Consider the following 18,044-nt stretch of genomic DNA (forward strand, 5'->3'; position numbering starts at 1 on the left):
GGTCAGGGCTCGAACTTGTAGCCGAGGCCGCGGACCGTCACCAGGTGCCGCGGGGCGCCCGGGTCCGGCTCGATCTTGGCGCGGAGGCGTTTGACGTGGACGTCGAGCGTCTTGGTGTCGCCGACGTAGTCCGCGCCCCAGACCCGGTCGATGAGCTGCATGCGCGTGAGGACCCGGCCGGCGTTGCGGAGGAGCATCTCCAGGAGGTCGAACTCCTTGAGCGGCAGGTCGACCTTTCCACCCGAGACGGTGACGACGTGCCTCTCGACGTCCATGCGGACGGGCCCCGCCTCGAGGGCGCTGGGAAGTGCCTCCTCCGGCTCCCCCCGGCGGCGGAGCACCGCACGGACGCGGGCGACCAGCTCCCGCGAGGAGAACGGCTTCGTGACGTAGTCGTCGGCCCCTATCTCCAGGCCGACGACCTTGTCGATCTCGCTGTCCTTCGCCGTCACCATGATGACCGGCACCTGGGAGCGGCCCCGCAGCTGACGGCAGACCTCGGTGCCGGGGAGGCCGGGGAGCATGAGGTCGAGCAGGACGAGATCGGCGCCGTTGCGTTCGAACTCGTCGAGCCCTTCGGGGCCGGTGGCCGCGACGGCCACCTCGAATCCCTCCTTGCGGAGCATGTAGGACAGTGCGTCGCTGAACGATTCCTCGTCCTCGACGACGAGCACTCGGGTCACGGGAGGACCTCCGGGGCAGAGACTTTTTCGTCTGCGAGCAGGTGGTTGGGCGCGCGCTCCGGGTGCGACGCGCCGGCGGGGCGGGGTGGTGGACCCGTACCCGGTGAGGGGCCCGTCGCGCGTGGTCCGTGTCGGGGCGCGTCGGGCGGCGGGCGATGGCTCGTTGTGCTGTGGGCGGCGGGGCGGTCCTCCGGCGGCTCCTCGGCGTCGGGTCGTTCCTCGGCGTCGGCCTGTTCCTCGTCCGCGTACTCGTCGGCCGCGGAGGGGGCACGGAGCTCACCTGCGAGGCCGGTGCTGCCGAGGCGCTCGACCTCGGCTCGCTCGCGTTCCCTTGCGCGCCCCGCCTCGGGGAGACGGAGGGTGAAGGTGGAGCCCTCGCCCTCGACACTCCAGACGGTCACCTCGCCGCCGTGCGAAGCCGCGACGTGCTTGACGATGGCCAGGCCGAGGCCCGTACCCCCGGTGGCACGGGAGCGCGCGGGGTCGACGCGGTAGAACCGCTCGAAGATGCGGTCCCTGTCCTTCTCGGAGATGCCGATGCCCTGGTCGGTGACGGCGAGCTCGATCATCTCGCCCCCGGGCGCCGCGACCCTGCGGCCGGCGATCCCGACCCGCGTCCGCGGCGGACTGTAGTTGACGGCGTTCTCGACGAGGTTGCCCAGCGCGGTGGCGAGTTGGCTGCGGTTGCCCCAGACGTACAGCTTTTCCGCCCCGCCGGCGGCGAGGGTGATCTGCTTGCTCGCGGCGCTCTGGCGGCAGCGTTCGATCGCCTCCTCGACGAGCACGTCGACGCGGACCGGCTCGGAATCCTCCAGCGGGTCGTCGTTCTGCACGCGCGAGAGGTCGATCAGCTCCTGTACGAGGTTGGTGAGACGGGTCGACTCCGACTGCATCCGGCCGGCGAAGCGCTCGACTGCCTCGGGGTCGTCGGCGGCGTCGAGCACCGCCTCGGACAGAAGGGAGAGTGCGCCCACCGGGGTCTTGAGCTCGTGGCTGACGTTCGCGACGAAGTCGCGTCGGACGGCCTCGATCCGACGGGCGTCCGTGAGGTCTTCGACGAGGAGGAGGACCAGGCGGGAGCCGAGCGGTGCGACACGGGCCGAGACGGCGAGCGACTCGCCCCTGCCTCGACGCGGAAGGTCGAGTTCGACCTGGCGTATCTCGCCGTCCCTGCGGGTGTCACGCGCCATCCCGAGCATCGGCTCGACGGCGAGCTTGCCGCCCCTGACAAGGCCGAGGGCGTAGGCGGCCGAACTGGCCTTGACGACCGAATCGCTCTCGTCGAGGACGACAGCGGACGAGCGCAGCACGGACAGGACGGTGTCCACGCCGGGCGGGAGCACAGCGCCTGTCTGCAGCGAGGAACGGGTGGGCCTGTTCTGCTCCCGCTCGCTCCAGCGGAAGGCGAGCACGGCTATCGCGCCGGTGCAGGCACCCGCGATCGCCGCGGCCGCGGCGACCGCCGCATTCACGTCCATGTCTCCAGGTTAGGCGCCGTGGACGGGGCGCCCCATCCGCCTGTGGACGACCTCGGAGAGACGTGGCCGAGAGTTCACCTTCGTGTCGGGGCCGGTTCACCGGCGGGGGCTGCTCTGGTCTCGTTGGGAGCCGAGCGTGGGAGCGTAGGCCCGTTGGACCCGGCTCTCTGCGGCGCCGGGCCGCACGCGGGTGCTCACCGAGGGAAGTCCACGGAAGGCGAGGAAGAAGGCAATGCGGGACGCGTACCACGAGGAGCTGGACTCGATCGGCGACGGCCTCGTCGACATGGCACGACTCGTCGGCTCCGCCATGGGGCGTGCCACCACGGCGATGCTCGACAGCGACCTGAAGCTCGCGGAGAGCGTGATCGCCGCCGACGAGAAGGTCGACGACCTCCAGCGGGACCTGGAATCGCGCGCGATACAGCTGCTTGCGCGGCAACAGCCGGTCGCTACGGACCTCCGTATCGTGGTGACCTCACTGCGGATGAGCGCCGACCTGGAGCGGGCCGGCGACCTCGCGGAGCACGTCGCCAAGGTGACGCGGCTGCGCTTCCCGGAGTCTCCCGTACCCGTCGATCTCCAGGCGACGCTGCTGGAGATGGGACAGCTCGCGCAGCGGCTGATGGCGAAGGCCGCGGAGGTGATCGTAACCAAGGACATCGACCAGGCGATGCAGCTCGAGCAGGACGACGACGCCATGGACCTGCTCCACCGGGCGCTCTTCCAGCACCTCATGGACGACCGCTGGAAGCACGGCATCGAGACGGCCGTGGATGTCACGCTCCTCGGCCGCTACTACGAGCGGTTCGCCGATCATGCCGTGTCCGTGGCGAGACGGGTCGTCTACCTCGTCACGGGCGAGCACGCCGACGAACTGGACGCCGCGGGAGCGCACGGGGACGGGACCGCGCCGGTCGAGGGTGCGTGAACACTCCGTTCACGGACGTCCGCGCGAGCCGGCGCGCGCGGGTTCAGCGGAACGTGCTGCGTACGGGCCCGAGTCGGGGGACGAATGGGGCCGGAGGGCGGTTGCGGCGGCATGCTCCTGCGCGCCCTTGATGCGCCCGCGGGGACGGGGCGTCGAATGGGGTAGGTCTGCGCGGTACGGGCGCTCGCCATCATTCGCCGCGGCGGCGTGATCGTCGTTGCGGCGTCCATGCATCACCCGGTGCACCGTACGCCCGGAGCGTGCCGTAGCTGACGCAGGGTTCGCCAGCGATAACTACAGGAGGCAGCCATGTTCGAATCCGCTACGACAACCGGGGCACCGGAGCAGATACCTTCCGCGCCTCAGCCGGACAGGGAGTATTTCGAGCTGCCGCTGCCGGGAGCGTGCGGATGCGGCTCAGGGTGCGGCTGCGGATGCCAGTCGGGCGGGCCCTGCCAGTGCGGGGGGTGCTGCTAGGGCGCGCGCCTCTGGGGCGGCGCAGGTGCGTCGAAGCGCTCGCTTCCGGGGTTCCTGCCGAGGTCGGGCGCGGAGGCGGTTGCTGCCGTTTCCGGGCTGGCGGCCGGCCTGCTCCGCGCCGCCGGGGACCGTGAGCGCCCTTCCCCGCCGGGCGCGGCGGGGAAGGGCGCCGATTACTTCTTGCCCTGGTTGGCGACGGCCTTGGCAGCCGCGTCGGCAGCCTCGGGGTCGAGGTAGGTTCCGCCTCGCTTGACGGGCTGGAAGTGCTCGTCGAGTTCGTAGAAGAGCGGGATGCCGGTGGGGATGTTGAGACCGGAGATCTCGTCGTCCGGGATGCGGTCGAGGTGCTTCACGAGTGCGCGGAGCGAGTTCCCGTGGGCTGCGACGAGGACGGTGCGGCCCGTGAGAAGGTCCGGGAGGATTCCGTCGTACCAGTACGGCAGCATGCGGTCGACGACCTGCTTGAGCGCCTCGGTGCGCGGCAGCAGCTCGGTGGGGATGTCGCCGTAGCGGGGGTCGTCGCTCTGGGAGAACTCCGAACCGTCCTCGAGCACGGGCGGAGGCGTGTCGTAGGAACGACGCCAGAGCATGAACTGCTCCTCGCCGTACTCCTCTCGGATCGCCGCCTTGTCCTTGCCCTGCAGGGCGCCGTAGTGGCGCTCGTTGAGGCGCCAGGAGCGGTGCACCGGAACCCAGTGCCGGTCCGCCGTTTCGAGGGAGAGCTGGGCCGTCCGGATGGCGCGCTTGAGCAGCGAGGTGTGCACGACGTCGGGGAGCAGACCGGACTCACGCAGCAGCTCGCCGCCGCGGACCGCCTCCTTCTCACCCTGCGCCGTGAGGTTGACGTCCACCCAGCCGGTGAACAGGTTCTTGGCGTTCCAGTCGCTCTCGCCGTGGCGGAGCAGGATCAGCTTGTACGGTGCGTCGGCCATGGCTCCGAGCCTACTGCCTGCCCTGTGAGGCGAGGCCGGTGCCGTACCCGGACGCGATGGGGGGCTGTGGGCCTCCGGATGGCCACAAGATCGGCGAAGAGAAGTGCGGCACTGGCGGCTCGAGGAGACGTACGGCACCCCGCTTCTCCGTGCTGGGGCTGCGCGTTCTCAAGGTGCAGGTGCCGGCCCTCAAGCAGCTGCGGCCCCAATTGCGTTGTGCCGTCAATCCGTTGGAGCCGGCACGGAAATCGGCCGTAGCGTGCCGAGCGGCTCGTAACGGCTGAGTGCCGGTTCTGCTGATTACGCCCTGCCCCGACTCGGGCTGCGGGGCGCGCTCTGTCCCTGCTGTCCCCACGGAGGACGTGTGTTCCCGAGCGCTGTGACACGTGCGGTGTCCGAAAGCGTCGGCGGGCTGCCGCGCCAATTCTGGTGGCTTTGGACGAGCACACTGGTCAACCGGCTCGGAGCGTTCGTCTCGACCTTCCTCGCGCTCTATCTGACTGTCGAACGCGGCTACTCCGCCTCCTACGCAGGTCTCGTCGGCGCTCTCTACGGTTTCGGCGGCGTCGTCGCCTCGCTGGTGGCCGGGGTGCTCACCGACCGGCTCGGTCGACGGCCGACGATGCTCGTCGCGCAGTTGGCGACGGCCGCCTCGGTGGCAGCGCTCGCGTTCGTCGAGCACCCCGTCGCCATCGCCTTGGTGGCCGGCATGGTGGGTATGGCGACCAACGGTTCGAGGCCGGCGGTCCAAGCGATGATGGCCGACGTGGTGGCGCCGGGCGACCGTGTCCGAGCCTTCGCTCTGAACTACTGGGCCATCAACCTCGGTTTTGCGCTCTCCTCCGCCGGCGCCGGCTTCATCGCGCAGTACAGCTACCACTTGCTCTTCTTCACGGAAGCCGCGATGGTCCTCGGCTGCGCACTCGTCGTCTGGGTAAAGCTGCCGGAGTCCCGCCCCGAGCGGATGCAGGAGACAGGTGGCGCCGGCACGGGCTCGGAACAGGACGGTGCGCCAACCGTGTCTATGCGGGACGTCCTGCGGGACGGGCGCTTCATGGCCGTCGTGGGGCTCAACCTGCTGCTTGCCACGCTCCTGCAGCAGGCGTTCGTCGCCCTTCCTGTCGCGATGGGTCAACAGGGCTTCGACAGCAGTGACTTCGGTTTCGTGATCGCCCTCAACGGTGTTCTGATCGTGGCCCTCCAGATCCCCGTCACCCGGCTCATCGAGCACCGCGACCCCGCACGACTGCTCGTTGTCTCGGCGTTGCTGCTGGGGTACGGGTTCGGGCTCGGCGCCTTCGCCGGGTCCGTAGCCTTCTACGCGCTCACCGTGGTCGTCTGGACGCTCGGCGAGATCGTCAACTCCCCGACGCAGATGGGGTTGGTGGTCGCGCTCTCTCCGACCCATGGACGCGGTCGTTACCAGGGGATGTTCAGCCTCTCCTGGTCGGTCGCCGCGCTGGGCACACCGCTCCTGAGCGGCCTGGTGATCGACACCGCCGGAGCCCGGACGCTCTGGGGCATCAGTGCGCTGATCGGCACGCTCGCGGCAGTCGGTTACGCGCTCCTCCTTCGCCGGGTGCCCGGTCAGTCGCGCGAGGGAGCGCCCGCCGGGACGGCCGCATCGCCTGCTCGGCCGGAAAGCCGTCAGGAGAGCCCTCCCCCAGCGGCCGGCGCGAGTCTGGGAACCGACCGCGCGGAGGGTTGAACTTCTCCCGGCCTTCGGACTGTTGGCGAAGCAGCGCTCGGGCCTGTGCAGGCAGTGGAGCAGCATCTTCCCGTCCCCCGTTCCGTGCGCGCAGCCGACCGACGGAGCGGCTGCGGGGTGACCGGACGGCCGCCCGCAAAAAAGCCTGCGCGTCCCCACTGAGAAGCACGTCCGGTTTCGGCCAGAAATCGGCAAGCAGGCAGAGGATTCCGGTTGATTCCCCGACGCGCCGTCGAGAGCTCTCGCGGCATACCGGTCCTGCGCTGCTCCTGCTCGCTCCGGATGTTCTCGTGTGCGTGCCGCTTTCCCTCAGCTCTCCACCGCCTCGGCCGAGGAGATGTGACCGGAATCGGACCGGCGTCGGCGCAGCGGAGTCGCAGCATGGTCGGGCATCGCGCTCTGCGATTTCGCCGGCTCACCTGGAGGTTCACGTGCACGGAAACGGCATGCCGCCGTCCCGCGGCCAGGGCTGTATCGCGCCACGCAACTCCGTGGCCTCCCGCGCTGCGGGACCTCCGCCCGCCTCCTCGGGTAGCGGAGCCACGTCGGAGAGCGCCTCGTCCCCACAGGGGTGGCGCGGGGGAGGGCGGGGCGCCCAGGGGCCCGGGCAAGCTTCAGCCGGCCTCCGGCCGCTCCTCGTCGGCTTCGCCGAACATGTGCGAGAACGCCTCCAGGTTGCGCGTCGACTCACCGCGCGAAGTGCGCCAGCGGTACTCGCGCCTGATGGCGCTGCCGAACCCCGTCTCCAGCAGAGAGTTGAACGAACCGTCGGCTTCCTCGAGGACCGCGCCGAGGAGCCGGTCGACCTCGTCCGGGGTCACTGCGGCGAGCGGCAGTCGCGCGACGAGGTAGACGTCCCCGAGCCTGTCGAGTGCGTAACCGACACCGTAGAGGCGGGTGTTGCGCTCCAGCATCCAGCGGTGGACGGCTGCGGCGTTCTCGTCGGGACGACGGACCACGAAGGCATTGACCGACAACGAGTGCCGCCCGGCGGAGAGCGCGCAGGTCGTGGAGAGTTTCCGAGTGCCGGGGAGAGTGACGACGTAGGTGCCGGGCCTGGGGTGCTCCCACTCCACTTCCGCCTCGGCGAGCGCCGCCTCGATCACCGCGCAGGCGCTCTCCTGCGTCGGCGTCGCCGCGGCACCCTGCGAAGTACCTGCAGCCCGGCGCTGGTCGGGGCCGCTGCCGGGGTCGGTTCCACTCGGTGCTCCGCTTCGATCGGTCATCGCCGTCTCCCCTCGCCACCTGGCACGGGACATCCGCCGCCGCGCCCACGTCGTCTCCTTCGAGTGTGCGTCGCTGCGCGACGCACACCTCACCTGAGCCGGGAGCGTAGGCGACGCTGCCTTTCCTGCAGTGCGGCGGTGTACACCTCGGCGGTCGCGCCGGCAGCCGCATCCCACCCGAACCCGGCTGCATGCCGTGCCGCCGCCGACCCCATGACGTCGACGAGTCCCGGCTCCTCGACGAAACGGCGCAGCGCGCTCGCGTACTGGGCCGGTTCGTGCCCGTCGACGAGGAAGCCGCTCGCTCCGTCCCGCACCACGACGGGAAGGCCGCCGACCGCGGCGGCCACGACAGGTGTGCCGCACGCCTGCGCCTCAGCCGCCACCAGCCCGAAGGACTCGCTGTGCGAAGGCATCACCAGTACCGAAGCTGCCCGGTACCAGTCCGCGAGGCGCTCCTGGCCGACCGGCGGGCAGAAGCGCACCAGGTCGGCTACGCCGAGTCGAGCGGCCAACTTCTGCAACCGCTCGGGGCGGGCCAGTCCGCTGCCGCTGGGCCCGCCCACGATCGGCACCACGAGTTGCCGCCGCAGGTGCGGGGCCTCCGACACGAGGAGCGCGACAGCGTGGAGAAGCACGTCGGGTGCCTTCAACGGCTGTATGCGGCCGGCGAAGAGCGGGATCAGGGCATCCGCCGGGAGGCCGAGGCGGGCGCGGGCGGCGGCGCGACCGTCCGCCGGGCGGAAGGTGTCCAGGTTGACACCGGGGTGGACCGTCGCGGTCCGGGCAGGGTCGGCGCCGTAATGGTGCGCGAGATCGGCCGCCTCCTCCTCGGTGTTGGCGATGAGGCGGTCCGCCGCGGCGACTATCTGCGTCTCCCCGATCACACGGGACGCCGGCTCGGGGGTGTCGTCCTCGGCGAGTGCCGCGTTCTTCACCTTGGCCATCGTGTGCATCGCGTGGACGAGCGGGACGCCCCAGCGCTGGGAGGCGAGCCAACCCACGTGGCCGGAGAGCCAGTAATGGGAGTGGACGAGGTCGTAGTAGCCGGAGCTGTGGTCGGCCCACACCTGCATGACTCCGTGGGTGAACGCGCAGAGCTGCGCGGGGAGCTCCTCCTTGGAGAGACCCTCGTACGGACCGGCGTCTATGTGGCGTACGAGCACGCCGGGGACGAGCTCGACACTCGGTGGGAGCCCACCGTTGGTGGCCCTGGTGAAGATCTCGACCTCCACGCCCTGGGCGGCGAGTTGGCGGGCGAGCTCCACGATGTAGACGTTCATGCCGCCGGCGTCGCCGGTACCCGGCTGGTGGAGCGGCGAAGTATGGACGCTGAACATGGCGATCCGACGAGGTCGCCGGGACCCCGGAAGCCGCAGTCTGGGCTGCTGGCCGCGGCTTCTGTTGCGGCCGGCAGTCGACGCCAGCCGGGACACGTACTGGCTCACGATGCGGTTGCCTCCTTGCGGTCTCCACTTCCGCCTGAGAAGACGACCTGCTGCCGCCCCTCGCGGTACAACAGCGGAACCAGCACCTCCCATTTCCGAGCCCGGCCTCTTTTGCCCAATCGTGACATGGCGTCGTCGTCCCGACTCGTGGCCGTACTCTCGGTCCATGACCTCGCGCAGCCGCCCCGTGGGCTCTGTCACCCGCGGTACGACCAACCCCAATCGGCTGCGCAGAATGGACCGCTGGATCGCCGTCAGCCTCGCTTCGGCCTTCCGCAGGTCCGGGCCGCCGCCCATCGCCGTCGACCTCGGGTACGGAGCTGCCCCCTGGACGGCAGTCGAACTCCTTGGGCGGCTCCGCGCTGTCCGTCGCGACGTGCAGGTCTACGGCGTGGAGATCGACCCGGGGCGTGTGACCGGCGCCCTGCCCTTCGCGCGCGAGGGACTCGGTTTTCACCTCGGGGGCTTCGAGGTACCGCTGCCCGTGCCGGAGGGACATCGGCCTTTGCTGATCCGGGCCGCCAACGTGCTGCGGCAGTACGACGAGGAGGAGGTCGCGGCCGTCTGGGCGCGGCTGTGCAGAAGGCTGGCGCCGGGTGGTCTGCTCGTGGAAGGGACCTGCGACGAGATCGGGCGGCGGCACGTGTGGGTGGCGCTCGGCCCGGAGGGGCCTCGTACCGTCACCTTCGCGACGCGGCTCGGCTCGCTGGGCGCGCCTTCGGACCTCGCCGAGCGGCTGCCCAAAGCGCTCATCCACCGGAACCTGCCGGGCGAACCCGTCCACCGGTTCCTCGGGGACTTCGACCGGGCCTGGAAAGTGGCTGCTCCCTACGGCGCGTTGAGCGTCCGGCAGCGGTGGATGCGGGCTGTCGAGGCGCTCGCCGAGCGTTGGCCGGTCGTGGACGGACCTGGGCGTTGGAGGCAGGGAGAGGTGACCGTGCGCTGGAGCGCGCTGGCCCCAGCAGGCTGAGCAGCAGTCTCTCGGGAAAGCGCGCGGACGAGGGGGAGCCCTTGACCGTTCCCGAGAGCAGTACGCGAGCGCGAGGCGGGCGATGGCGTCACTGGTTCGGAAGAGCGTGCGCGTTCCCGACGGCTTGGTCAGCGGGGAAACCAAACCGTGCAGACCACGGCGCTGTTCCGGACAGGAAGCCGCGCCTCACTCGTTGGCTCCGCAGGCTCTCGGCCTCGGTCCGGTCCCTAACAGGGCTGGGCCGTGCCTGGGCAGCGGCGGTTCCGGGCAACCCGTGGTGCGCTGGTCAGGGCCGCTCAAGAACCTTCGAGCAACCCCGTGCCGACGGGCCGGCGTCGGAAGCCCTCCGACGCCGGTGCGCCGAAGAGCGTGGCTCAGGCGGGCTCGGCCGGCGTGCCGGCGGCTCGGCCCCGCAGGGAGAAGAGGAGCTCGTCGACGAGTTCGCGGTCCTGCTCGTGGGTGAGTTGAGCACGGGCTTCGGCGGGCGGGAGCCAGACGAGGCGGTCGACCTCTTCGTTGGGGACGAAGACGCCGCCCGAGGCTTCGGCCGCCCAGTAGTAGACCTCCTTGGGGCGGGAGCCGACGCGGTAGCGCTGCGTCGCGAGCGGGGCGTCGGGTTCACAGGTGAAGCCGGTCTCCTCCAGGACCTCCCGGAGTGCGGCGCGGAGCGGATCGTCTTGCTCGTCGTCCTCGAGCTGTCCCTTCGGGAACGACCAGTCGTCGTACCTGGGGCGGTGGACCAGGGCCAACTCGACCGCCGGAAGATCGAGTCGGGGAGGGACGGCGCCCGTCCTCTGCCCCGGGACGCCCTCCTGAGGTGCGACGGCTCCCCCGGCGGACTCCGCGCGCGCGATCTCCTCGCCTCCGGTCGGATGCCGCCAGAGCACGCAACCTGCTGCTCGTATGGTCTCCACTGCCATGCCGCTCCTCTCCTGGGACGGGTGTCGGCCGGCCGGACAGCCGACACCGCGAAGAACTCAGACGTACCCGTCGTCCTCGTCCCACGTATGTTCTCCGCTCGCACCGGAGGTGCCCTGCGAGGTTCCGGTCAACCCACCCGGTACGGCGCACAGTCGTCCGAACGACCGTCGCGCTGCGGTGACTTCGTGCCGCTGGTCGGCGTGGAGCACGCCCAGTGCGTACGCCGTCGCCGGGGCGATCCGCGATGTCTCCGCGGCCTCCGCCGCGCAGGCCGCGGCCTCGGCCGCCTCGTGGTGACGGTCGAGGACCCGGCAGGCGGTGCGGAGCAGACCGTCTTGGGGCTCGGTAGATGGCGCCTCGCGGGCAGTGCCCGCATTGGCGGGCTCTGCGAGCACTTCACGAGCGTACCGGTGTGCGCGCAGCAGCAACCTCGCCCTGTCCCAAGCGGCGTCCTGCTCATCCGCACCGACGAGGCCGCCCGCCGAGCTCCGCTGCGCACCCGGCTCGGGGAAGGCGAGGGCTGCGAGCGATGCGCAGAGTCGGCGGCGCACATCCTCGGCGCCCGGAGAAGTGGAGAGAGCACCGGCGGACAAGTGTGCGCCGGGCGCGGAGTCCGGCGGCGGTTCGGAGGCGAGGACAGCCACCGCGTCCGCGACCGCGTGGAAACGTGCAGATCCGGCAGCCCGCAGCGCTGTCGAATGTGCCTTCGTCCTGGCCAGGGTGAGGCGGCGCTCCAACAACGCGCCGGCACGCGCCGCCCCGGCCGAGAGCGCACCGGAACCCCTGGCACGAGGCTGTCCGTCGGTGAGCCGGTGGAGCGCGGTGAGGAGACGGTCGAGACGGGCGGCGAGGACGTACTCGCGCGAGAGCATGGTGCCGAGCCAGCCGAGGTCGGCCCGGAGATGGTCGGCCCACTCGGCACCGAGGAGCGGCCGGTGGACGTCGAGCGCGGTGTCGAGGCGGCGGGCCGCGGCGGCGATCCGGTGGGCGGCCTCGGACGCCGGGTCGTTCCGGTCGGTGAGGCTCGTGGGCGGTTCGCCGACGGGTGCGGTGTGTGCAGCGGCAGGCACTCGTTGCAGCGGTGGGTCGCCTCCTCGCTCGGCGCCCGGCGCCGGAAGTTCGAGGCTGAGAGGCCTGTGACTTCGGCGGTCGGACGGTGCCGGGCCGGACGTGCCGCTGTGCTGACGCGGCCGGAGCGCGGACTGCTCCGCGCGCGCCAGGGATTCGGGCCAGATACTCTCCTCGCCCGCGCTCGGTCGGTGCGCCGCACCTTCGGGCTCGACATCTCCCGCATCCTGCGCTTCCCGAGGCCCGGACTCCGCACCATCCGAAACGCAGCCGTCCGCGACGGCACGCGAGTCCGCCTCGGCGACATCTTCTCCACGTACGTGTCGTCGGTCCGCGGCGTGGGAGATCCGGCCTGGCAGTGGCACGTCGTTCGGCGGGCCGGGTCCGTCGCTCCCCTCGCCTTGCGGGGGCGCGCCGGAGAGCAGACGTCCTGTCTCGGAGCGTTCCGCGGGCTCGCCCGACTGCTCCGTACGGCGGGACGTCGTGCGGTGCGCCCGGTGACGCGCCGGGCGTGTGGTGCGGCTGCCCTGTTCGCGGCCCGACGTCGCGGAAGTGGCCTCGGCGTACTGCCGCAGCCCGCGCAGGAGTTCGGCCGCATGCCGGTTGAGGTAGGCGCCGACGACCTCCGCTGCCGTCGGGGCCCCCGTACGAGAGGAGTCACCGCCAGGAGGGCGGAGGTCGGCTCCGGTACGCATGCCGCTGGTGTTCGTGCTCCCGCTGCCCACACCGGCCCCCTCACCGAACCACCGTTTTTGTCCGCCTGTCGCACGCCGCCGGCGCTTTCCGACGACGGGATGCCTCTCGGCCGGCAGGCACGGGCGCAAGCCGGCGCAGGCTCCGCCGATCTCCGCCCAACGGCCCCGCACGAGCTGAGTGCGCCCTCCGCGCTCACTGCCACACCCCCGTCCCGCGTTCCGTGCCGCAAGCCCTGGGCCGTCCGGCGTGGACGTCCGTCGAGCCAACTCCCCACCGGTCGCCCCCCGTTCGCTTCGGTGCCTACGGCCCTGGCGTCAGGTCCCCATGACGCGCCGCTTCCGTCGGCGCTCGATCAGCGCCTCCTGCACGTTGGGCAGCGGCTGTCCCTCGTCGTCGTGCGCGTGTCTGATCCAGTCGCCCTCGGGGCCGAGGTGCCAAGAGGCCATGGCGTCGGAGAGGCCGTCGTCCAGGAGCCGGTTGAGCGCGGCACGGTGCGCCGGGTCGGTCACACGCACGAGAGCCTCGATCCGGCGGTCGAGGTTCCGGTGCATCATGTCCGCGCTGCCGAGCCAGACTTCGCTCTCTCCTCCGTTGACGAAGGAAAAGACCCGCGAGTGCTCGAGGAACCTGCCGAGCACGCTGCGCACCCGGATGTTCTCGCTGAGTCCCGGCACGCCGGGCCGCAGTGCGCATATGCCCCGTACCCACACGTCGACGGGCACTCCGGCCCGCGAAGCGCGGTACAGAGCGTCCACGACGGTCTCGTCGACGATCGAGTTGACCTTCATGCGGACTCCGGCGGGGCGCCCCTCGGTCTGGTGCGCGATCTCGCGGTGGATACGGGAGACCAGCCCGTCGCGCAGCGAGCGGGGAGCAACGAGCAGTCGCCGATAGGTCTCGCGTCGCGAGTAGCCGGAGAGGCGGTTGAAGAGGTCCGAGAGGTCGGCCCCGACCTGCTGGTCGGCCGTGAGGAGTCCGAGATCCTCGTAGAGCCGCGCCGTCTTCGGGTGGTAGTTGCCGGTGCCGACGTGCGCGTACCGCCGCAGGGTCTCGCCCTCCTGCCGCACCACGAGCGAGAGCTTGCAGTGCGTCTTCAGCCCGACGAGCCCGTAGACGACGTGGCAGCCCGATTCCTCCAGCTTCCGGGCCCACTTGATGTTCGCCTGCTCGTCGAAGCGCGCTTTCAACTCGACGAGCACGAGCACCTGCTTGCCCGACTCGGCTGCGTCTATGAGCGCGTCGACGATCGGGGAGTCGCCCGAGGTCCGGTACAGGGTCTGCTTGATGGCGAGCACGTCGGGGTCGGCTGCCGCCTGCTCCAGGAATGCCTGTACGGAGGTGGAGAAGGAGTCGTACGGGTGGTGGAGGAGGACGTCGTGCTGCCGCAGGGCCGCGAAGATGTCCGGAGCCGAGGACGTCTCGACCTCCGCGAGGTCCCGGTGCGTTCCCGCCACGAACTTGGGGTACTTCAGCTCCGGTCGGTCGAGTGCGGAGACGATGCCGCTGAGCCCGGACAGGTCGAGCGGGCCCGGCAGAGGATGCACCTCGGCGTCGCTTATCTTCAACTCCCGTACGAGCAGGTCGAGTACGTACGGGTCGATCGACTCCTCGACCTCGAGGCGGACGGGCGGTCCGAACCGTCTGCGCATCAGCTCCTTTTCCAAGGCCTGGAGGAGGTTCTCGGCGTCGTCCTCCTCCACTTCGAGGTCTTCGTTGCGCGTGACACGGAACATGTGGTGCCCGAGAACCTCCATCCCGGGGAAGAGTTCCTCCAGGTGCGCGGCGATGACGTCCTCCAGCGGGACGTACCGCTGGGGCGACGCCTCCAGGAAGCGCGGCAGCAGTGGCGGCACCTTGACCCGCGCGAAGTGGTCGTGGTCGCTGACGGGATTGCGCACCACGACGGCGAGGTTGAGGGAGAGTCCCGAGATGTAGGGGAAGGGGTGCGCCGGGTCGACGGCGAGCGGGGTCAGAACGGGGTAGACCTGCTGCCGGAAGAGCGTGAAGAGGCGGTCCTGCTCTTTCTCCGTGAGCTCTGTCCAGCGGATGAAGTGCAGGCCCTCGTCGGCGAGCGCAGGCGCGACGTCCTGCTGATAGCAGGCGGCGTGGCGCGCCATCAGCGTGCGGGTGCGCGTCCAGATCTGGTCGAGGACCTCCCGCGGCTGAAGCCCCGAGGCGCTGCGTGTGGCGACGCCGGTCGCGATGCGCCGTTTGAGGCCGGCGACGCGCACCATGAAGAACTCGTCGAGGTTGGTGGCGAAGATGGCGAGGAAGTTGGCACGCTCCAGGAGCGGCGTCCCGGCGGACTCGGCGAGTTCGAGGACGCGTTCGTTGAAGGCGAGCCAGCTGCGCTCCCGGTCAAGGAAACGTCCGGGCGGGAGGTCCCGGCCTTCGGCCTCCGGTTCCTCTCCTTCGGCGTAGAGGCCGGCGTCGGAGTCGATCTCCGGATCGAGCGGGGGGCGCTCCATCGCCGTCCCCTGGAGCGGCGAGCGCTGTGCGGGGCGCTGGGCCGCGAGCGACCCGACGGAAGGCTGCGGTGTACGGGAGACTGGCTCGCTCATGTCTCCATTGTTCCGCCGAACCGCGCCGCCGGGCACCGGGTACGGGGCGCGGCCGACGGCTGCGCAGCGGGCGGCTTCGGTCGGGCGTCGGCGCATGCCGCGAGCATCGCAATGACGAGTGAACCACTGGTTAAGCCGACGTGGCCGGCCATCGAGCGCGGCACTGACGGCCGGTGCCCGCACGCTCGCCGCGTACGGGCACCCGCGAATGTCCCTGTGCCGGCAGGCGGTTCAGTTCTCGGTGCGGTACATCAGGTCCGTCTCGTAGGTGCGGAACCCGAGGCGCTCGTAGACGGCGACGGCCGGCCCGTTGTCCGCGTCGACGTAGAGCATCGCGGTGGGCAGCCGCCGGTCCCGCTCCAGGTGGCGCAGGCCGACGGCGGTGAGTGCGCGGCCGAGGCCGCTGCCCTGCTGCTCCGGCCCGACGCCGAGGACGTAGACCTCGCCGAGCCCCTCCTGCGCGTGGACCTTGGTCCAGTGGAACCCGACGAGTTCCCCCTCGCGTTCGGCGAGGAAGAAGCCCGCCGGGTCGAACCAGGGCTCGCCCTTGCGCTCGTCGAGGTCCCGCTGGGTGAGGCTGCCCTGCTCCGGGTGGTCGGCGAAGGCTGCGGCGTTGAGGCCGAGCCACGCCGCGTCGTCGGCTCCGGGCTCGAAGGTGCGGATGGTGACGCCCTCGGGGACCGCGGGCTCGGGCAGATCGCTCGTGCCTTCCGGAGCGAGCGGTCGCCGCAGTTGGCGGAGTTCGCGGAAGAGCTTGAGCCCGACCGACTGGGCGAGGTGCCTCGCCGCGGGATGGCCTCCGTGCGCCCAGATGCGCAGGCGCTGCCCCGAGGTGTCGAGGAGCGCCCGGGTCAGCTTCCGCCCGTAGCCGCGTCCGCGGGACGCGGGGGCCACGACAAGCTCGGCGACGGGCGCCTCCACCGGGTCGGTGCCGTCGAGTTGGGCATAGCCGGCGATCCTGCCGCCCTCCCGCACGAGCAGGTGCCGGACCCCTTGGCGCCCGCCGCGCAAGCGGAGCCTTCCCTGCTCGGAGACGGCCGCCTGTCCGTCCTTCCGCGCCGCCTCGTCGACCAGCGCAAGTACCTCGTGTACGTCCTCGTCGGAGATCTCGTCCACAACCACCACGTCGCTCATGGCCCCGACGATACGACCCGGCGCGTGCCAGTCGGGAGCCAGCGCCGGGGTGTGCCCTCCGCGGCCGACCGGAGGCCGGGAGGCGCGGAGGGCAACGACGGTGCTCCGGCGCTCAGTCGGCGGTGTACGGGGTACGGTCGCGCGCCTCCCTGAGCGCCGAGGCCCACCACTCCAACTGCACGAGGAGGGACACCGCCGCGGCCGAGGTGCCGGCGCGGTCCTGCGGGAGGCCGTGCTCGTCGAAGCGGCTCCACGCGTCGACGAAGCTGAGCGTCTCGCGCACCGTCACCGCATGGAGTTCGGCGAAGACCGACCTCAGGTGCTCGGCCGCGCGCTGCCCGCCGGCCATCCCGCCGTAGCTGACGAGGCCGACGGGCTTGGCGTACCACTCGTCCCCGAACCAGTCGATCGTGTTCTTCAGCGCTCCGGGGAAGCTGTGGTTGTACTCCGGGGTGACGACGACGAAGGCGTCCGCCGCGGCGAGCCGGGCCGAGAGCGCCCCACGTACGCGGTCGGCCGCCGGTGTGAGTTCTCCGGCGTAGGTGGGAGTGCTGACGAGCGGCGCGAACTCCGCCTCGGCGAGGTCGACGGTGTCGACCTCGAAGCCCGCGTGTTCGACGGCCTCCTTGAGGAACCAGTCGGCGACGGTCGGCCCGAACCGCCCTTCCCGCACACTGCCGACGATCACGACGAGCCGTAGGGGGCGCGACGCAGCCGAGGTGGACGCGGAAGGGGCCGGGGCGGTGGTGACGGGCATGGATCTCTCCTGACCTCAGGGGGTGTCGAACGGACGCGTACGAGCGCCCGTCAAGGAGAGTCTTCAACTTAAACTGAGATTGAAGTCAAGGACAGTCGGGGGAGTCAGGAAGAGGCGAGCCGCTCCCCCAGTGCGCCCAGAAGGGCGAGCACACCCGCCGGTCCGCCCGTGGTCTGCACGTCCGCCCTCTCGGCGAGTGCGGGGACGGTGTCGCCCGTACCGTCGGAACCGCTGCAGACCTTCACCCCCGGTACCCCGGCGTCGCGGAGCCGCTCGACCGCGGCGAACGCCTCCAGGTCCCCGAGGTCGTCACCGGCGTACAGGAGCGCGGACGCGCCCCTCTCCTCGACGAAGGCGGTCAGTGCTGTTCCTTTGTGGACGCCGGGTGGACGCAGTTCGATCACCTGGCGACCGGGCTCGGTCACCAACTGGTGCCGCGTAGCAAGCTGCTGGAGCGGTGCGGTGAGCGCGTCGAACGTTTCCTGAGGCCGCTCGGTGTTGCGCGTGTGCACCGCCAGCGCTCCGCCCTTGTCCTCGATCGCCGTGCCGCTCGGAGCGCCCAGTTCCGCGAGGAGTACGGGGAGTTCGGCGCGGACGGCGGCGACGCCTGGCGGAGGCTCGGGGATCTCGAGGTCGCCGGTGCGCCCCTCCCACCGTTCGGCACCGTAGGCACCGAGGACCGTGAGGTTCGGCGGCGGGTCGTCGCGGAAGCCGCCCAGGCGCACGGCCTCGGCCGCCGGCCGTCCGGTGACGATCACGACCGCGAGCAGTGCCGGGGCGAGCCGGGACAGCACGGGGAGCGCTTCCGGATGGGCGTACGCCCGGGCCGGGTCGGAGACAATCGGCGCCAGCGTGCCGTCGAAGTCGAGTGCGACGACGGCGCGTTCGGGATGCGCGAGGAAAGCGTCGAGTCCCTCTCGCCCGGCCGACGTGGCAGGAACAGCGAGTGGATGGCTGGCCATGACCGCGAGCCTACCGCCGCAACCCCGGCGCCCGGACGTCCACGCCGCCGAGCCCCGAGCCCCGAGCCCCGAGCCCCGAGCCCCGAGCCCCG

The 18,044-nt window shown here is 71.1% G+C and carries 14 protein-coding genes; 3 read left to right on the plus strand and 11 right to left on the minus strand.

What is annotated here, in order from left to right:
• Positions 1-2: 2 nt before the first annotated feature.
• Both phoP and UWG_RS0127205 read right to left on the minus strand, forming a co-directional pair.
• A complete protein-coding gene (gene phoP / locus UWG_RS0127200) occupies positions 3-674 on the minus strand; it encodes a two-component system response regulator PhoP (RefSeq protein WP_469818563.1) in 672 nt (223 codons plus the stop codon).
• Positions 675-679: 5 nt separating this feature from the next.
• Entirely contained in the window at positions 680-2,161 is a 1,482-nt protein-coding gene (locus tag UWG_RS0127205; RefSeq protein WP_016910355.1) for a sensor histidine kinase, read from the minus strand.
• Positions 2,162-2,393: 232 nt separating this feature from the next.
• Between UWG_RS0127205 and phoU the strand changes: the two genes are divergently transcribed.
• Positions 2,394-3,092: a phosphate signaling complex protein PhoU gene (gene phoU / locus UWG_RS0127210; protein WP_016910356.1), complete on the plus strand. Its 699-nt coding sequence runs from the start codon at positions 2,394-2,396 to the stop codon at positions 3,090-3,092.
• 650 nt (positions 3,093-3,742) lie between these two features.
• On the opposite strand, the gene UWG_RS0127215 is transcribed toward phoU, so the two are convergent.
• On the minus strand, positions 3,743-4,501 hold the full coding sequence (locus tag UWG_RS0127215; RefSeq protein ID WP_016910357.1) for a phosphoglyceromutase: 759 nt from the start codon (positions 4,499-4,501) through the stop codon (positions 3,743-3,745).
• A 364-nt stretch (positions 4,502-4,865) separates the two neighbouring features.
• Between UWG_RS0127215 and UWG_RS31205 the strand changes: the two genes are divergently transcribed.
• Positions 4,866-6,209, plus strand: coding sequence for an MDR family MFS transporter (locus UWG_RS31205; RefSeq protein ID WP_033196408.1), 1,344 nt, complete (start codon positions 4,866-4,868; stop codon positions 6,207-6,209).
• 614 nt (positions 6,210-6,823) lie between these two features.
• Here UWG_RS31205 and UWG_RS0127225 read toward each other — a convergent pair.
• Together UWG_RS0127225 and mshA are read right to left on the minus strand one after the other, a co-directional pair.
• Complete coding sequence (locus tag UWG_RS0127225; protein ID WP_016910359.1) at positions 6,824-7,315, minus strand: YbjN domain-containing protein; 492 nt, start codon at positions 7,313-7,315, stop codon at positions 6,824-6,826.
• A 209-nt stretch (positions 7,316-7,524) separates the two neighbouring features.
• A complete protein-coding gene (mshA, locus tag UWG_RS0127230) occupies positions 7,525-8,883 on the minus strand; it encodes a D-inositol-3-phosphate glycosyltransferase (RefSeq protein WP_029391817.1) in 1,359 nt (452 codons plus the stop codon).
• A gap of 235 nt (positions 8,884-9,118) precedes the next feature.
• Between mshA and UWG_RS0127235 the strand changes: the two genes are divergently transcribed.
• On the plus strand, positions 9,119-9,853 hold the full coding sequence (locus UWG_RS0127235; protein ID WP_016910361.1) for a hypothetical protein: 735 nt from the start codon (positions 9,119-9,121) through the stop codon (positions 9,851-9,853).
• A 374-nt stretch (positions 9,854-10,227) separates the two neighbouring features.
• On the opposite strand, the gene UWG_RS0127240 is transcribed toward UWG_RS0127235, so the two are convergent.
• The 6 genes from UWG_RS0127240 to otsB all read right to left on the minus strand — a co-directional run bounded on the left by UWG_RS0127240 (position 10,228) and on the right by otsB (position 17,952).
• Positions 10,228-10,773, minus strand: coding sequence for an NUDIX hydrolase (locus UWG_RS0127240; protein ID WP_237720307.1), 546 nt, complete (start codon positions 10,771-10,773; stop codon positions 10,228-10,230).
• Between the two features lie 57 nt (positions 10,774-10,830).
• Positions 10,831-11,844 carry a CHAD domain-containing protein gene (locus UWG_RS0127245; RefSeq protein ID WP_016910363.1) on the minus strand — a complete coding sequence of 338 codons (1,014 nt, stop codon included), beginning with the start codon at positions 11,842-11,844 and terminating at the stop codon, positions 10,831-10,833.
• Between the two features lie 1,008 nt (positions 11,845-12,852).
• The gene (locus UWG_RS0127255; protein ID WP_016910364.1) at positions 12,853-15,099 is read right to left on the minus strand and encodes an RNA degradosome polyphosphate kinase; all 2,247 of its coding nucleotides are present in this window, start codon (positions 15,097-15,099) and stop codon (positions 12,853-12,855) included.
• A gap of 231 nt (positions 15,100-15,330) precedes the next feature.
• A complete protein-coding gene (gene mshD, locus UWG_RS0127260; protein ID WP_029391818.1) occupies positions 15,331-16,233 on the minus strand; it encodes a mycothiol synthase in 903 nt (300 codons plus the stop codon).
• Positions 16,234-16,345: 112 nt separating this feature from the next.
• The gene (locus UWG_RS0127265) at positions 16,346-16,990 is read right to left on the minus strand and encodes an NADPH-dependent FMN reductase (protein WP_016910366.1); all 645 of its coding nucleotides are present in this window, start codon (positions 16,988-16,990) and stop codon (positions 16,346-16,348) included.
• 104 nt (positions 16,991-17,094) lie between these two features.
• On the minus strand, positions 17,095-17,952 hold the full coding sequence (otsB, locus tag UWG_RS0127270; RefSeq protein ID WP_016910367.1) for a trehalose-phosphatase: 858 nt from the start codon (positions 17,950-17,952) through the stop codon (positions 17,095-17,097).
• Positions 17,953-18,044 lie beyond the last annotated feature (92 nt).

Source organism: Streptomyces xiaopingdaonensis (genome assembly GCF_000262345.1).
Lineage (GTDB): Bacteria > Actinomycetota > Actinomycetes > Streptomycetales > Streptomycetaceae > Streptomyces > Streptomyces xiaopingdaonensis.

Excerpts from the sequence above, each read along its gene's own strand:
- UWG_RS0127205 (WP_016910355.1), bottom strand. The coding sequence starts at position 2,161 with ATGGACGTGAATGCGGCGGTCGCCGCGGCCGCGGCGATCGCGGGTGCC.
- phoU (WP_016910356.1), top strand. The coding sequence starts at position 2,394 with ATGCGGGACGCGTACCACGAGGAGCTGGACTCGATCGGCGACGGCCTC.
- UWG_RS0127215 (WP_016910357.1), bottom strand. The coding sequence starts at position 4,501 with ATGGCCGACGCACCGTACAAGCTGATCCTGCTCCGCCACGGCGAGAGC.
- UWG_RS0127235 (WP_016910361.1), top strand. The coding sequence starts at position 9,119 with ATGGACCGCTGGATCGCCGTCAGCCTCGCTTCGGCCTTCCGCAGGTCC.
- UWG_RS0127240 (WP_237720307.1), bottom strand. The coding sequence starts at position 10,773 with ATGGCAGTGGAGACCATACGAGCAGCAGGTTGCGTGCTCTGGCGGCAT.
- UWG_RS0127255 (WP_016910364.1), bottom strand. The coding sequence starts at position 15,099 with ATGAGCGAGCCAGTCTCCCGTACACCGCAGCCTTCCGTCGGGTCGCTC.
- mshD (WP_029391818.1), bottom strand. The coding sequence starts at position 16,233 with ATGAGCGACGTGGTGGTTGTGGACGAGATCTCCGACGAGGACGTACAC.
- UWG_RS0127265 (WP_016910366.1), bottom strand. The coding sequence starts at position 16,990 with ATGCCCGTCACCACCGCCCCGGCCCCTTCCGCGTCCACCTCGGCTGCG.
- otsB (WP_016910367.1), bottom strand. The coding sequence starts at position 17,952 with ATGGCCAGCCATCCACTCGCTGTTCCTGCCACGTCGGCCGGGCGAGAG.